At 40.2% G+C, this 15,695-nt stretch carries 16 protein-coding genes and 1 pseudogene; 12 read left to right on the top strand and 5 right to left on the bottom strand.

The genetic code is table 11. The features are described from left to right. Nucleotides 1–63 precede the first annotated feature (63 nt). The 6 genes from purR (at nt 64) to gap (ending at nt 6,078) form a co-directional block, all read left to right on the top strand. Nucleotides 64–882 (top strand): pur operon repressor, encoded by an 819-nt coding sequence (gene purR / locus RG565_RS00440; protein ID WP_247936823.1) that lies wholly within the window; start codon nt 64–66, stop codon nt 880–882. 13 nt (nt 883–895) lie between these two features. Continuing rightward, nucleotides 896–1,480, top strand: a complete 585-nt coding sequence (locus RG565_RS00435; RefSeq protein WP_247936822.1) for a hypothetical protein — start codon at nt 896–898, stop codon at nt 1,478–1,480. 201 nt (nt 1,481–1,681) lie between these two features. Next, nucleotides 1,682–2,095 (top strand): 30S ribosomal protein S12, encoded by a 414-nt coding sequence (gene rpsL, locus RG565_RS00430; RefSeq protein WP_003026451.1) that lies wholly within the window; start codon nt 1,682–1,684, stop codon nt 2,093–2,095. A 19-nt stretch (nt 2,096–2,114) separates the two neighbouring features. Next, on the top strand, nt 2,115–2,585 hold the full coding sequence (gene rpsG, locus RG565_RS00425; RefSeq protein WP_003041799.1) for a 30S ribosomal protein S7: 471 nt from the start codon (nt 2,115–2,117) through the stop codon (nt 2,583–2,585). A gap of 159 nt (nt 2,586–2,744) precedes the next feature. Next, nucleotides 2,745–4,826: an elongation factor G gene (fusA, locus tag RG565_RS00420; protein WP_003026447.1), complete on the top strand. Its 2,082-nt coding sequence runs from the start codon at nt 2,745–2,747 to the stop codon at nt 4,824–4,826. A 244-nt stretch (nt 4,827–5,070) separates the two neighbouring features. Then, nucleotides 5,071–6,078 (top strand): type I glyceraldehyde-3-phosphate dehydrogenase, encoded by a 1,008-nt coding sequence (gap, locus tag RG565_RS00415; RefSeq protein WP_003026445.1) that lies wholly within the window; start codon nt 5,071–5,073, stop codon nt 6,076–6,078. Between the two features lie 224 nt (nt 6,079–6,302). On the opposite strand, the gene rnjA is transcribed toward gap, so the two are convergent. Continuing rightward, nucleotides 6,303–7,985, bottom strand: coding sequence for a ribonuclease J1 (gene rnjA, locus RG565_RS00410; RefSeq protein WP_106083610.1), 1,683 nt, complete (start codon nt 7,983–7,985; stop codon nt 6,303–6,305). Nucleotides 7,986–7,988: 3 nt separating this feature from the next. Continuing rightward, the gene (locus tag RG565_RS00405; RefSeq protein WP_020999859.1) at nt 7,989–8,219 is read right to left on the bottom strand and encodes a DNA-directed RNA polymerase subunit epsilon; all 231 of its coding nucleotides are present in this window, start codon (nt 8,217–8,219) and stop codon (nt 7,989–7,991) included. 277 nt (nt 8,220–8,496) lie between these two features. Between RG565_RS00405 and tsaB the strand changes: the two genes are divergently transcribed. The 5 genes from tsaB to RG565_RS00380 are packed head-to-tail and all read left to right on the top strand — an operon-like array spanning nt 8,497 to nt 11,634. After that, a complete protein-coding gene (gene tsaB, locus RG565_RS00400) occupies nt 8,497–9,180 on the top strand; it encodes a tRNA (adenosine(37)-N6)-threonylcarbamoyltransferase complex dimerization subunit type 1 TsaB (protein ID WP_247936821.1) in 684 nt (227 codons plus the stop codon). Then, entirely contained in the window at nt 9,177–9,617 is a 441-nt protein-coding gene (gene rimI, locus RG565_RS00395; protein WP_247936820.1) for a ribosomal protein S18-alanine N-acetyltransferase, read from the top strand. The genes tsaB and rimI overlap by 4 nt, the downstream gene beginning before the upstream one ends. Then, the gene (tsaD, locus tag RG565_RS00390; RefSeq protein WP_247936819.1) at nt 9,610–10,623 is read left to right on the top strand and encodes a tRNA (adenosine(37)-N6)-threonylcarbamoyltransferase complex transferase subunit TsaD; all 1,014 of its coding nucleotides are present in this window, start codon (nt 9,610–9,612) and stop codon (nt 10,621–10,623) included. Before rimI ends, tsaD begins: the two co-directional genes overlap by 8 nt. A 2-nt stretch (nt 10,624–10,625) precedes the next feature. Further along, nucleotides 10,626–11,321, top strand: coding sequence for an AzlC family ABC transporter permease (locus tag RG565_RS00385; RefSeq protein WP_221739166.1), 696 nt, complete (start codon nt 10,626–10,628; stop codon nt 11,319–11,321). Beyond that, on the top strand, nt 11,311–11,634 hold the full coding sequence (locus RG565_RS00380; protein WP_049533034.1) for an AzlD domain-containing protein: 324 nt from the start codon (nt 11,311–11,313) through the stop codon (nt 11,632–11,634). Before RG565_RS00385 ends, RG565_RS00380 begins: the two co-directional genes overlap by 11 nt. 440 nt (nt 11,635–12,074) lie before the next feature. Here RG565_RS00380 and galU read toward each other — a convergent pair whose 3' ends face one another. Both galU and RG565_RS00370 read right to left on the bottom strand, forming a co-directional pair. Then, a complete protein-coding gene (galU, locus tag RG565_RS00375; protein ID WP_143876729.1) occupies nt 12,075–12,974 on the bottom strand; it encodes a UTP--glucose-1-phosphate uridylyltransferase GalU in 900 nt (299 codons plus the stop codon). Nucleotides 12,975–13,002: 28 nt separating this feature from the next. After that, nucleotides 13,003–14,019, bottom strand: a complete 1,017-nt coding sequence (locus RG565_RS00370; RefSeq protein ID WP_247936818.1) for an NAD(P)H-dependent glycerol-3-phosphate dehydrogenase — start codon at nt 14,017–14,019, stop codon at nt 13,003–13,005. A gap of 251 nt (nt 14,020–14,270) precedes the next feature. Here RG565_RS00370 and RG565_RS00365 point away from each other — a divergent pair, with 251 nt between their 5' ends. Beyond that, complete coding sequence (locus tag RG565_RS00365; protein WP_247936817.1) at nt 14,271–14,960, top strand: gamma-glutamyl-gamma-aminobutyrate hydrolase family protein; 690 nt, start codon at nt 14,271–14,273, stop codon at nt 14,958–14,960. A 321-nt stretch (nt 14,961–15,281) separates the two neighbouring features. Here the strand turns inward: RG565_RS00365 and RG565_RS00360 are convergent. Further along, nucleotides 15,282–15,680: pseudogene (locus RG565_RS00360) on the bottom strand (transposase); the annotation flags it as partial. Nucleotides 15,681–15,695 lie beyond the last annotated feature (15 nt).

The following is a 15,695-nucleotide window of genomic DNA, read 5'->3' as shown; positions in this document are numbered from 1 at the left end:
ATAATGTTCGTTTTTTGGACTGATTATGATATAATGAAGAAAATAAAATAAATTGGTGAAAAAATGAAATTAAGAAGAAGTGAACGCATGGTAGTTATTTCTAACTACCTAATCAATCATCCGTACGAATTAACAAGTCTCAATACATTTGCTGAGAAGTATGAGTCCGCAAAATCTTCCATTTCTGAAGATATTGTCATTATCAAACGTGCTTTTGAAGAAATGGAAATCGGGCACATCGAAACCATTACAGGAGCAGGAGGAGGCGTTATTTTTACTCCCTCTATCTCGGATAAAGAAGCTAGAGCAATGGTGGAAGACCTCCGCACGAAATTGTCTGAAAGCAATCGAATTTTACCCGGTGGCTACATTTATTTGTCAGATTTGTTGAGTACACCTTCTATTTTAAATAACATTGGACGCATTATCGCCAAAACATTTAGAAAACAAAAAATTGATGCTGTTATGACAGTTGCTACAAAGGGAGTGCCATTGGCGAATGCAGTGGCAAATGTGCTAAATGTTCCATTTGTAATTGTGCGGCGCGATTTGAAAATAACAGAGGGTTCAACGGTCAGTGTCAATTATGTGTCAGGCTCAAGCGGCGACCGTATTGAAAAGATGTTTTTGTCGAAGCGAAGCTTAAAAGCTGGCAGTCGTGTACTAATTGTAGATGATTTCTTGAAGGGCGGTGGGACAGTTAATGGGATGATTAGTCTTTTACGAGAGTTTGATTCGGAATTAGCTGGTGTAGCTGTTTTTGCCGAAAATGCACAGACAGAACGCGAACACCTAGAGTACAAATCATTATTGAAAGTGACAGATATCGATGTGAAGTCCAACAAAATTAGCGTAGAAGTTGGGAATATTTTTGACAAATAGATGAGGTGAAAATTTGAAAAATATATTGGATAAATTGGATCAAAGCTCTTTGTGGCTAAGAATTTCGATTGTTACAGCTTTGGCGCTCATTCTTGCTGCTGGATTGTTTTTCGTTAAAAAGCAAGATGACGCGACGCGTGCAGCTGCTCCGACTGTAAGGCGAACCATTTCAACATCAAAATCTTCAGAATCGAAAGCAGAAAAAGAGAAAAAAGAGCAAGCCAAAATTGCACAAGAGGCAGAAGAGGCTGTTAAAAAACTGGAAGCGGAGCAGACGACGGCTAATGTAACACCTGCTCAAGAAAAAGTGGACAAGTTGAAAGACGAAGCTCAAAAAGCTCAACTTCAACAACGGATTAAGGCAGTTAGTGACGCGATTGCTGCGCGTGAAGCCAATGAAGCAGCTGCTACAGCAAATCAAAACGCTGTGACGCCTCAAACAGATGCAGGGCAAACGTACCAACAAACTTATCCTCAAACCTATCAAGCTCCAGCAACTTCAGCTACCACAGGACAGGCTGAGACCAATTCAACTCAAACTCCAACGACTAACGGAAACGGAGCAAGTGTCCCAACCATAAATACTACTGGACAATAGCTGGGATTTCAATAGGAAAACTATAAAAAATATATTGACAAAGAAAGTGCCGTCGTGTTATACTAATAGACGGTACTTTTTACTTTTGGTCTCTCAAAAGTGTACAGAGACGTGCTGACAAATGTTGCAAAAGTACACACAGATGATAGCTGTCACCAAGTGTATCATCACCAAAATTAAAAAAATACAGGAGAAATGTAGATGCCTACAATTAACCAATTGGTTCGCAAACCGCGTAAATCAAAAGTAGAAAAATCTAAATCACCAGCTTTAAACGTTGGCTATAATAGTTTGAAGCGTGTACCTACTCGTGAAAACTCACCACAAAAACGTGGTGTAGCAACTCGTGTTGGTACTATGACACCTAAAAAACCGAACTCAGCTCTTCGTAAGTTTGCTCGTGTACGTTTGAGCAATCTGATCGAAGTAACTGCATATATCCCAGGTATCGGACATAACTTGCAAGAACACAGCGTTGTGCTTCTTCGTGGTGGACGTGTAAAAGACCTTCCAGGGGTACGTTACCATATTGTTCGTGGTGCACTTGATACTGCAGGTGTAACTGATCGTAAACAAGGCCGTTCTAAATACGGTACGAAAAAACCAAAAGCATAAGGAAAGGGGATAAAGATCAATGAGTCGTAAAAACCGTGCGCCTAAGCGCGAAGTATTGCCAGATCCGCTCTACAATTCAAAATTAGTGACACGTCTTATCAACCGCGTTATGCTTGATGGGAAACGTGGTACAGCAGCTTCAATCGTATATGGTGCTTTTGAGCAAATCAAAGAAGCTACTGGAAATGATGCACTTGAAGTATTTGAAGCAGCTATGGAAAACATCATGCCTGTACTTGAAGTACGTGCTCGCCGTGTCGGTGGTTCTAACTACCAAGTCCCAGTTGAAGTTCGTCCAGAACGTCGTACAACTCTTGGACTTCGTTGGTTGGTAACTATTTCACGTTCACGTGGAGAACACACTATGCAAGATCGCCTTGCAAAAGAAATCATGGATGCAGCTAACAATACTGGTGCAGCTGTTAAAAAACGTGAAGATACTCACCGTATGGCTGAAGCTAACCGTGCTTTTGCTCACTTCCGCTGGTAAGATTGCTTCTCTTTTTAGAGAATTGCAAAAGCTCTTTCAAAGGCTTAATACTCTTACTAATTAGCATGAGTAATCAACAAGCGGGTAGGATTTGCCTACTCGCTTTTCTTAAAATATGTTATAATAAACTGTAAATAAAATAATAGGAGAAACAACCAAATGGCTCGCGAATTTTCACTTGAAAAAACTCGTAACATCGGTATCATGGCTCACGTCGATGCTGGTAAAACAACAACGACTGAACGTATTCTTTACTATACCGGTAAAATCCATAAAATTGGTGAAACACACGAAGGTGCTTCACAAATGGACTGGATGGAACAAGAACAAGAACGTGGTATTACTATTACATCTGCTGCAACAACAGCACAATGGAAGGATTACCGTGTCAACATTATTGACACACCAGGGCACGTGGACTTCACAATTGAAGTACAACGTTCTCTTCGTGTATTGGATGGTGCCGTAACTGTCCTTGACTCACAATCAGGTGTTGAACCTCAAACGGAAACAGTTTGGCGTCAAGCAACTGAATATGGCGTTCCACGTATCGTATTTGCTAACAAAATGGATAAAATCGGTGCAGACTTCCTTTACTCAGTAAGCACACTTCACGATCGCCTTCAAGCAAATGCTCATCCAATTCAATTGCCAATCGGTGCAGAAGATGATTTCCGTGGTATCATTGACTTGGTTCGCATGAAAGCTGAAATCTATACAAATGACCTTGGAACAGATATTCTTGAAGAAGATATTCCAGCTGATTATCTTGAACAAGCTCAAGAATGGCGTGAAAAATTAGTCGAAGCAGTTGCTGAAACTGATGAAGATTTGATGATGAAATACCTTGAAGGGGAAGAAATTACTGAAGCAGAACTAAAAGCTGCCATCCGTAAAGCAACTATCAATGTTGAATTCTTCCCAGTTCTTGCTGGTTCTGCCTTCAAAAACAAAGGTGTTCAAATGATGCTTGATGCAGTTATTGACTACCTTCCAAGCCCACTTGACATTCCAGCTATCAAGGGTGTAAATCCAGATACTGAAGAAGAAGAAACTCGTCCTGCATCTGATGATGAACCGTTTGCAGCACTTGCTTTCAAGATTATGACAGACCCATTTGTTGGTCGTTTGACTTTCTTCCGTGTGTACTCAGGTGTCTTGAACTCAGGTTCATACGTTTTGAATACTTCTAAAGGTAAACGCGAACGTATTGGACGTATCCTGCAAATGCACGCAAACCACCGGAATGAAATCGAAACAGTTTACTCTGGTGACATCGCTGCAGCTGTTGGTTTGAAAGATACTACAACTGGTGACTCATTGACAGATGAAAAGGCAAAAATTATCCTTGAATCTATCGAAGTTCCAGAACCAGTTATCCAATTGATGGTTGAACCTAAGTCAAAAGCTGACCAAGATAAGATGGGTATTGCCCTTCAAAAATTGGCTGAAGAAGACCCAACTTTCCGCGTTGAAACTAACGTTGAAACTGGTGAAACAGTTATCTCTGGTATGGGTGAACTTCACTTGGATGTCCTTGTAGACCGTATGCGTCGTGAATTCAAAGTTGAAGCAAACGTAGGTGCTCCTCAAGTATCTTATCGTGAAACTTTCCGTGCACAAACATCAGCACGTGGATTCTTCAAACGCCAATCAGGTGGTAAAGGTCAATTCGGTGATGTTTGGATTGAATTTACTCCAAACGAAGAAGGAAAAGGCTTCGAGTTTGAAAATGCTATCGTTGGTGGTGTCGTTCCACGTGAATTCATCCCAGCTGTAGAAAAAGGTTTGATTGAGTCAATGGCAAATGGTGTTCTTGCTGGTTACCCAATCGTTGACGTGAAAGCAAAACTGTATGATGGTTCATACCATGATGTCGACTCATCAGAAACAGCCTTCAAAGTTGCTGCCTCTCTTGCTCTTAAAGAAGCTGCTAAGACTGCGCAACCAACCATTCTTGAACCAATGATGCTTGTTACAATTACTGTACCAGAAGAAAACCTCGGTGACGTTATGGGACACGTAACAGCTCGTCGTGGACGTGTTGATGGTATGGAAGCTCATGGTAACAGCCAAATCGTTCGTGCCTATGTTCCACTTGCTGAAATGTTCGGTTATGCAACAGTTCTTCGTTCAGCATCACAAGGACGCGGTACTTTCATGATGGTATTTGACCACTACGAAGATGTACCGAAGTCAGTACAAGAAGAAATCATTAAGAAAAACAAAGGTGAAGCTTAAGATAAGCTGATTTTGGAGCGCCTGCGCAAGCAGGTGCTTTTTGCATATCTCCCACTTAGCTTCCGAAAATGAAAGAGAAATGAAAATCTTTGAAAGAAATGATATTCCTTGTTAATAATGCTGAAATCAGTTGCAATTTTAAGGGATAAAGTATATAATAGATATGTTGAAAGGTGATTTGTAGCAACTCAAGTTACTCTTTTCACATAAAAATTTTTTGATTTTCATAAGGAGGAAATCACGAATGGTAGTTAAAGTTGGTATTAACGGTTTCGGTCGTATCGGTCGTCTTGCATTCCGTCGTATCCAAAACGTAGAAGGTGTTGAAGTTACTCGTATCAACGACCTTACAGATCCAGTTATGCTTGCACATTTGTTGAAATATGACACAACTCAAGGTCGTTTCGACGGTACTGTGGAAGTTAAAGAAGGTGGATTCGAAGTTAACGGTAAATTCGTTAAAGTTTCTGCTGAACGTGACCCAGAACAAATCGACTGGGCTACTGACGGTGTAGAAATCGTTTTGGAAGCAACTGGCTTCTTTGCTAAGAAAGATGCAGCTGAAAAACACCTTAAAGGTGGAGCTAAGAAAGTTGTTATCACTGCTCCTGGCGGAAACGATGTTAAAACAATCGTATTTAACACTAACCACGATGTTCTTGATGGTACTGAAACAGTTATTTCAGGTGCTTCATGTACTACAAACTGCTTGGCTCCAATGGCTAAAGCACTTCAAGACAACTTCGGTATCGTTGAAGGTTTGATGACAACAATCCACGCTTACACTGGTGACCAAATGATTCTTGACGGTCCACATCGTAAAGGTGATCTTCGCCGTGCTCGTGCTGGTGCTGCAAACATCGTTCCTAACTCAACTGGTGCTGCTAAAGCTATCGGTCTTGTTATCCCAGAATTGAACGGTAAACTTGATGGTTCAGCCCAACGTGTTCCAACTCCAACTGGATCAGTTACTGAATTGGTTGCTGTTCTTGAAAAGAATGTAACTGTTGATGAAGTAAATGCAGCTATGAAAGCAGCAGCTAACGAATCATACGGTTACACAGAAGATCCAATCGTATCTTCAGATATCGTAGGTATGTCATTTGGTTCATTGTTTGATGCAACTCAAACTAAAGTTCTTGATGTTGACGGAAAACAATTGGTGAAAGTTGTATCTTGGTACGATAACGAAATGTCATACACTGCACAACTTGTACGTACTCTTGAATACTTTGCAAAAATTGCTAAATAATTCATCAGTATAGAGAAGAGAGGTTCGCCTCTCTTTTTTTGTTGTCATTCGCTCCTCGGCTCAGACTTGTGGAAGTTGGGAGTTGAATACGTATAAAAATTAAATTGGAATGTTGATAAAACTCCAGAGTTTCCACTCGTTTGGTCGTTATGACCAAGCTACAATAAAAACAACTTGACTTTACCCAAATCAAGTTGTTTTTTTACTATGTAAGGATTGTATTGCTAGATTTCTTCATCTGGTGTTAAAATCATTGGGATGATAATAGGCTCACGCTCTGTGTTTTCGTATAAAAATGGTCGGAGAGCATTTACGATAGCACCATTGACTGACTGAATACTAGCATCTTTATTTTTTAATGCAATACGAATCGCATTGAAAAGAATACGCTGGCTGTGACGAATGAGATCGCCTGATTCACGCATATAGATAAAACCGCGACTAAGGATATCGGGACCAGCCAAAATCATTTTTGATTTAAAGTCAACGGTAGCTACTGCAAGGACAACGCCGTCTTCGGAAAGGTCACGTCTGTCACGGAGGACTGCAGCACCGATTTCTCCGATACGATTACCGTCAACATAAATATCTTGGGCATTGAAACTTCCTGCGATGCGAGCCGAATTGGCAGTTAAAGCAAGGACGTCTCCATTACTCATGATAAAGATATTCTTTTTAGGGATGCCTGTATCCATTGCAAGTCCAGCATGAACTTTTTGCATGCGGTATTCACCATGGACTGGCATGAAATACTTAGGTTTTATCAAACGGAGCATCAATTTTTGCTCTTGTTGTCCACCGTGTCCAGATGTATGGATGTTATTGATTTTTCCATGGATAACATCAACGCCAGCTTCTGAAATGGTGTTGATGAGCTTATTGACACTAGTAGTATTTCCGGGGATAGGACTAGAAGAGAAAATCACTGTATCACCTGGTTGGAGTTGGACTTGACGATGGGTTCCATTCGCAATGCGTGAAAGAGCTGCCATCGGTTCTCCCTGACTTCCTGTACACATGATTAGAATTTCATTTGCGGGATAATCTTTGATTTCATTTGGTTCAATGAACGTTCCTTTTGGGGTTTTAATATACCCTAGTTCAATTCCGTTGACAATGGCTTTTTCCATTGAACGTCCAAAAACAGCAATTTTTCGGCCAGTTTTAACCGCAGCATCCGCAGCTTGTTGGAGACGGAAGATATTTGAGGCAAAGGAGGCAAAAATAATCCGCCCATGAATGCCTTCAATGATTTTCATAATAGACTGACCAACGACTTTTTCGGAATTTGTGAAAGTTGGAATTTCTGCATTGGTGGAGTCAGAAAGAAGTGCTAAAACACCATCTTCACCAAGTGCTGCCATTCGATGTAAATCTGCTGGCTCGCCAACAGGTGTAAAGTCAAACTTGAAGTCACCCGTACAAACAATTTTCCCTTGAGGTGTGTGGATGACAATTCCCAAAGGCTCTGGGATGGAGTGAGTTGTGCGGAAGAAGGTTGCTTTTAAATTTTTAAATTGAAGTTCGGTATTTTGATTGATTTCGTAGAGTTTAGCGTCACGTAAAAGTCCGTGCTCTTCTAATTTACCACGAATCAGTGCAAGGGCAAGTGGTCCAGCATAAATAGGAACATTTGCTTGCTTGAGAAGGAAGGGAATCCCTCCGATGTGGTCTTCATGACCGTGAGTAATTAACACTCCTTTGATACGGTCAATATTTTCTACGATATAAGAATAGTCAGGAATGACATAATCAATCCCTAAGAGGTCATCTTCAGGAAATTTAATCCCTGCATCAACGATGATAATCTCATCTTGGTATTCAATCCCGTAGGTATTTTTCCCGATTTCTCCTAAACCACCAATGGCAAATACACCGACTTCTTCGGGTTTTAAAGTATATGACATGGTTTAGAGCTCCGTAATTGTAAAGTTGCCTGATTCTTTTTCGTATTCTAAATGTTTGTCAGACAAAAGTGTAATCAATTCAACATTGTAAGGTGTTTTTTCTTCGACGAGTTTCCGGGCTTTGATGCGTCCTTCTAATTCGTCTTTGGCGTCAATATCCAAGTAGAGAGAATGCGTGTTTTCCCGACGTGGATTGCGTTCTTTTGTTTCTTGATAAAAAACTTTGTAAATCATTTCAATTCCTTTCTCATTCATAATCAATCTACCAGAAAATAGCCACCTTATTTTCAAGGGCGGTCTTCATCTATTTGATTTTCCGGGTAATAAATTGATTTTGATACGTTACAATTATAATTATTATATCATAAAAAGGATATTTAGTAAAAGAAAGAAGTGAGAAAATCTAGGAAAGCGATTTTCAAAAGGTCTTGTTTTTTTGGAAATCATATTGAGGAAATCCGTATTTTTTGTAGTATAATAGAAAGTAGATTATCACAAAGGAAAGATAAGAATGAAAGTTTTAGCTTTTGACACATCCAGCCAAGCCTTAGCAATTGCGATTTTAGAAGATGATAAGTTGCTTGCTGAGATGACGATAAATATTAAGAAAAATCATAGCGTTACATTGATGCCGGCTATTGATTTTTTAATGGAAAGTTTGGATTTGAAACCAAGTGACTTAGGTCGCATTGTAGTTGCAGAAGGTCCTGGTAGTTATACAGGTTTGCGAATTGCTGTGGCAACGGCCAAAACGTTAGCACATACGCTTAAAATAGATTTGGTGGGAGTTTCTAGCTTGCGGATTCTGGTGCCAGAGGACATTGACGGCTTGGTCATTCCTCTCATGGATGCTAGACGAAACAATGTCTATGCTGGTTTTTATGAAAATGGCAGAGCAACTCAGCCGGAAGCTCATTTATCTTTTGAAGAAGTTTTAGAAAAAGCCAAGTCTGCTTCTCAGGTAACTTTTGTAGGAGAAGTGGAAAATTTTGTGGAGCAGATTCAATCCGCTTTGCCAGCAGCTCTTATCAAAGCAACCTTACCAAGCGCTGTACTCCTTGCTAAAATCGGTCTGCAACTACCAGCTCGCTCTGTTCATGATTTCGTGCCGAATTACCTCAAGCGAGTGGAAGCAGAAGAGAATTGGCTGAAAAACCATCAAGAAACAAAAGATTCTTACATCAAGCGCTTATGATTGAGATTAAAAAAGATGAAAAAAAGCGGGCTGCTAATTTAGCAGAGCAGATTTACCAAATATTGAAAGAAGTGTATGCTGTCAGTCCTTGGAATATAGAGCAGATTGAGAAAGATTTACAAAATCCTTTGTCGGTTTATGTTTTGGCTTTAGAAGCCCAAAATTTAATCGGGTTTCTGACTTTTCAAGAGTCGGACTTTGAAGCAGAAGTTTTACAAATTGCGGTTAAGAAAGCCTATCAAGGAAAGAAAATTGCGACCGCTTTGTTTGAACATCTGCCAATTGACAAAGAGATTTTCCTAGAAGTGCGAGAATCTAACAAAGCAGCTCTGCTGTTTTACCAAAAAGAGAAATTTATAGAAATCGCTCGGCGCAAGAATTACTATCATGAGCCAGTGGAAAATGCGATTGTAATGAAAAGGGAAAACTATGAATGATAGATATATTTTAGCTTTTGAGACGTCCTGCGATGAGACTAGCGTAGCGGTTTTAAAGAATGGCGATGAACTCTTATCCAATGTTATTGCCAGCCAGATTGAGAGCCATAAACGTTTTGGTGGCGTGGTACCGGAAGTAGCTAGCCGTCACCATGTGGAAGTTATCACGGCTTGCATTGAGGAAGCTCTTGCGAAAGCCGGTATTACAGAAAAAGAGGTGACCGCAGTAGCAGTAACTTATGGACCAGGGCTCGTAGGCGCCCTCTTAGTCGGACTGGCAGCTGCTAAGTCTTTTGCGTGGGCACATCATTTACCGCTTATTCCTGTCAATCATATGGCAGGTCATCTGATGGCGGCTCAAAGTGTTGAGAAATTAGAATACCCTCTTTTAGCGTTATTAGTCAGCGGGGGGCATACTGAGTTGGTTTATGTCAGCGAAGCTGGTGATTATCAGATTGTCGGGGAAACACGCGATGATGCAGTTGGAGAAGCTTATGATAAAGTTGGTCGTGTGATGGGATTGACTTATCCAGCAGGGCGTGAGATAGATGAATTGGCCCATAAAGGACAAGATATTTATGATTTTCCGAGAGCGATGATCAAAGAGGATAATTTGGAATTTTCCTTTTCTGGGTTGAAGTCTGCCTTTATCAACCTCTGTCACAATGCAGAGCAAAGGGGTGAAAGTTTGTCAAAAGAAAATTTGGCTGCTAGTTTTCAAGCTGCTGTTTTAGATATTCTCATGGCAAAAACAAAAAAAGCTTTGGAGAAATATCCTGTTAAGACCTTAGTCGTTGCGGGCGGTGTTGCTGCTAATCAAGGTTTACGTGAACGTTTAGCAGCTGAAATGACAGATATCAAGGTAATCATACCGCCTTTGCGTCTCTGTGGGGATAATGCAGGAATGATTGCTTATGCGAGTGTTAGTGAGTGGAACAAAGGGAATCTTGCAACATTGAGCTTGAATGCTAAACCAAGTCTGGCATTTGACGCAATGGAAGAATAAATATGATAGGAAAAAGTTTTAAGGACGGGGCTAAGGCAGCGATGCCAACGGCTCTTGGGTATGTTAGTATTGGACTAGCTTGTGGAATTATTGGTGCTTCTTATGTCAGTCCTCTTGAGATGGTACTGATGAGCAGTTTAGTCTATGCAGGAAGTGCTCAGTTTGCTATGCTAGCACTTCTTGCGATTCACGCCCCGGTAACAGCTATTGCTCTGACAGTTTTTTTAATCAATTTGCGTCTATTTTTGCTAGGTCTTCATACATCTACTTTTTTTCGGCATGCAAGTCTCTTGCAAAATATTGGTATCGGAATACTCTTGACAGATGAAACATACGGCGTTTTACTAAGTGAGCACGTCCATACAAAATATATTTCGCTTCAATGGATGTACGGCAATAACATTACGAGCTATCTCGCTTGGTTCGTCGGATCTGTAGTCGGAACGACATTAGGAAGTCTATTGCCAAATCCAGAAATGTTTGGCTTGGATTTTGCGCTGGTTGGTATGTTTATTGGGATTTTTTCTTCCCAATTTTTAGTGATGTTACATAAAACAAAATTTCAAAAACTATTAGTGATGTTGTCTGTGGTAGCGTTATCGTTCTATGCTTTAAGCATGCTTGTTTCTTCGTCTTTAGCTGTTTTAATGTCGACCTTATTAGGCTGTGCTGCGGGGGTAATGCTAGATGATAAATAATTATATATTTGTCGCCATTCTTCTCTCAGCCTTGGTGACATGGTTATCACGGATTACTCCGTTTATATTGGTAAAATATCGCGGGTTACCTAAGATTGTCGAACGTTTCTTGCAATATTTACCGGTCTCTATTATTTTTGCGTTGATTTTATCCAGCATTACCAAGGGAGGAGTAGGACAGTTGCCAACCTTTAAATGGCTAGATTTAATAGCTGTTTTTCCAACAATTTATATTGCTTTTCGCTATCGTAACTTAGTGGTAACTGTGATTTTTGGTGTGGTATTGGTGGCTGGTTTGCGATTCATCTTTTAAATTTATAGAAATAACTCTGTCTTAGGAAATCACTAAGGCGGAGTTTTAGTTAAAAATGACCGTTTAAGACCTAAAACAGACCATTCAGGATTTTAATGAGTTTTTTATTTAGATTGGGTACAATGAGAGTTTGTTGTAAAGTAGATTTGCGGTTACTATTTTCATTTCCAAAGGGGCTTTTTCCGAGTCTGCCAAAAGCAGTATTGAGACTTACTTCGCAAACTCTATCTATAACCTCAAGTTAGTGCTTTGAGCAATTATCTACTTCATTAAGAATTTTGGGTATCAAAAAGTAAGGCAGGGATGATATTTTCCCTGCCTTTTACAAGTTATTGTTTTCCCAACAAATGTAGTGATTGGAAAAGCACTTTTGATTTTAATCAATTAGAGTTCCTTGGAACAATTGATTAGGAATAGGTGCCACCCATCACAGCTATCTGTTAGTTTTCTTTTTTGTCTAATTTCTTGCCTAACTCAATAATGTATTGTTTCATATCGTCTTTGACTTGAGGATGTTTGAGGGCATAGTCAATAGATGTTTTCATAAAGCCAAATTTGTCGCCGACATCATAACGGTCACCTGTAAACTCACGAGCGAATACTCTTTGTGTTTTGTTGAGAGTATCAATAGCATCTGTCAGCTGGATTTCATTCCCAGCACCTGGCGCTTGTGTTTCCAAGATGGAGAAGATTTCAGGCGTTAGTAGGTAACGACCGATAATGGCGAGATCACTTGGTGCGTCTTCTGGTTTTGGCTTTTCAACAAAAGTTTCAACGCTGTAGAGTCCATTTACTCCTTCACCTTGTGGATCAATAACGCCATAAGAAGAAACTTCGTCGTGTGGCACTTTCATGACAGCAATAGTTGAAGCGTGTGTTTCCTCGTAATCGTTCATCAATTGTTTGGTAAGTGGTACTGCTTTGTCATTTGTAATGTCCATTAGGTCATCGCCTAGCATGACAACGAAAGGTTCGTTACCAACGAAAGCCTTGGCTTGCAAAACAGCATCGCCAAGCCCTCGTGGATGGCTTTGACGAATGAAATGAAGACCGATACCAGTCGTTTCATCTACGAGTTTTAAAAGATCAGATTTACCTTTTTCTTTGAGGTTGTACTCTAATTCAAAATTTGAATCAAAGTGGTCTTCAATAGAGCGTTTGGATTTACCTGTTACAACCAGAATGTCTTTGATACCGGATTTTAACGCTTCTTCAACGATAAATTGAATAGTTGGTTTGTCAACAATAGGCAGCATTTCTTTTGCGAGTGCTTTTGTGGCTGGTAGGAAACGAGTTCCAAGTCCAGCAGCAGGAATGACTGCTTTTCTTACTTTTGTCATAGAACGACTCCTTATTTAATGTGGCTAATCACGACCATTCGTTCTCAGCTTTGAATTCATTATTCATTATATCATAAATGGCATCTTTTATGTTAAGGTTTTCATAAATGACATGATAAATGGCTTGGGTGATAGGCATGTAGACGTCTAACTCTTGTGCGAGTTCATAGGCCGCTTTGGTAGTGGAAATGCCTTCGATAACCATGCCCATGTTAGCTTCGATATCTTCTAGCTTTTCACCGCGACCAAGAGCGTCACCAGCGCGCCAATTGCGTGAGTGAACGGAGGTCCCTGTGACAATTAAATCTCCTACTCCTGATAACCCGCTATATGTCAAGGGGCTGGCACCAAGTTTGACGCCGAGACGGGTGATTTCTGCTAAGCCACGCGTGATAATAGCGGCTTTTGCATTGTCACCATAGCCAAGACCGTGAAGAGCCCCTGCTCCGACCGCAATGATGTTTTTGAGTGCACCCGCTGTTTCCACACCGATGACATCTGTATTGGTGTAGAGACGGAAGTAGTGATTGCTGAAAAGGTTTTGGACGTATTTAGCTGTTTCTAAGTCTTTTGAAGCTGCTGTGATGAGAGTAATGTCGCGAACGATAGTCTCCTCAGCGTGGCTGGGACCAGAGACAACGACGATTTCGCTACGGAATTGTTCAGGCAATTCTTCCTCTAAAATCATGGAAAGTCGTTTGTGAGTGTCGGGCTCCAGACCTTTTGAAGCATGCATCACTTTAACTGGATGATCCAGCACCTCGGCTACTTGTTTGGCTACAAGACGTGTGACCTTGGTTGGAACGACGAAAAGGATAGCATCCACGCCATCAAGGGTTTCTTTTAAGTCGTAATACGCTGTGATCTTTTCATCAAGAACAATATCTTTAAAATACCGTTTGTTAGTGTGGTGCTCGTTGATTTCAGTAATTTGTTCGGCAATATTGCCCCAAATACGAACTTCATGTCCGTTGTCATTTAATACTTGTGCCAAGGCAGTACCCCATGAACCAGGGCCTAAAACAGCAACTGTTTGTTTTTCCATGTTCTTCTCCTTATAGAGTTTTCTAATTTCATTTTACCATAGAAAGCGATAAATTTCTTGTTTAGTAGTAGCTTGTTTTTATAAGTTATTATTTTATAAGAATAAAGGCTGATTAAAGTGCATAAAAAGAGTGTAATGAGGCAGGAGTTGTGGCTAGTATAAAAACTATTTATCACGACCTTTAAAAAAATCAATTGGACGGCAGGTAGAGGAAGTGGTAAGATTGTGTATATCAATGAGGAGGGAATCGTATGAGCAGACCGATTGTTGGAGTGACCGCTAATCTTTGTCCTGTCGATAAGGAAGGTAAAAATATCCATTCGTCCGTTTCTAGTAAATTTGCTGAGAGTATCAGAATTGCTGGTGGATTGCCTATGATTATCCCTGTTGGTGACAAAAGTTTGGTGAGGGATTATATTGAAAGTATTGATAAATTGATTTTGTCTGGCGGACAACATGTGCACCCCACTTTTTACGGAGAAAAGCAGACGATTGAGAGTGATGATTACAATATGGTGCGAGACGAATTTGAGCTGGCTCTGTTAGTAGAAACTATTCGGCAAGAAAAACCAATTATGGCGATTTGCCGAGGCTTGCAGCTAGTCAATGTTGCTTTTGGTGGAACGCTGAATCAGCATATTGACAACCATTGGCAGGGCTTACCTTTTGGAACTTCTCACTCTATTCAAACTGAGAAAGGCAGCATTGTTGAAGAACTATTCGGTCGTGCTAGTCAGATTAACTCTGTCCACCGACAAAGTATTAAAGATTTGGCGCCGAATTTTCGCGCAACAGCTTTTGATCCTAGGGATAAAACCATTGAAGCGATTGAGTCGCTAGATGATAGTCGGATCATCGGGCTTCAATGGCACCCAGAGTTTTTAGTCAATGAAGAAAAAGGAAATCTAGAACTTTTCCAGTATCTTTTGCAGAAATTGTAAATTTAAAATGCAGCTTAAGCTTCATTTAAGAAAATCATTTTATAATAACATCATCAAATGAAGACCTCCTAACTTTATTTGATAGAAATCCTAAACTTTTTCATAATAATCTCCCTATAAGGGCCACCAAGAGGTGGTCTTTTTTCTACCATTTGTCAAGCAATTCAATGTTTTTCAGTCAAAGAATTGATGATTGATTTGATTTTAATAGTTTATCCTAGCCCTTTTCGGCTCTTTTGATTGGAAAAAGAGTACACAAAATCAACACCTTATCTAGCTATTTTTTTCATAAGGTGTTACAATGATAGAGCATAGACGGCTTTAATGATTTTGGGTTAAAGTGTAATCGTAAAGTTTGTTATGCGTAATGAGGTAATACATTGTCCTTATGAGGCGATGCATTGAGGCAATCGTATGAGGCTTAGTTGAAGTCGTCTGCGATTGTCTTTTTCGTTTCTCATAAAAGTCCACAATGTGGCAAGGATTGGTATGACTGGCCGAAGCAATGTTGTGAATCATCTTGAAGAGAATCTTTCTGGCATAAGGATTGCCCTGTTTGGTGATGTGTTCTTGAGCCAGAAAGTTTCCAGATTCGTAGTGTCTGAGATCAATTCCAATAAAGGCGTTGATTTGATTGGGAGACTGAAAGCGATGGATATCTCCTAATTCGCCTATGATAGATGTGGCTGTTGTTTCAGCGATACCAGAGATGGAGAGAACGAATCTCGTCCTCTC

Source organism: Streptococcus sp. IsoGale021 (assembly GCF_031142795.1).
Classification (GTDB): domain Bacteria; phylum Bacillota; class Bacilli; order Lactobacillales; family Streptococcaceae; genus Streptococcus; species Streptococcus hominis.
Note: the sequence above shows the minus strand (reverse complement) of the source record. Positions and strands in the feature narration are given on the sequence as shown.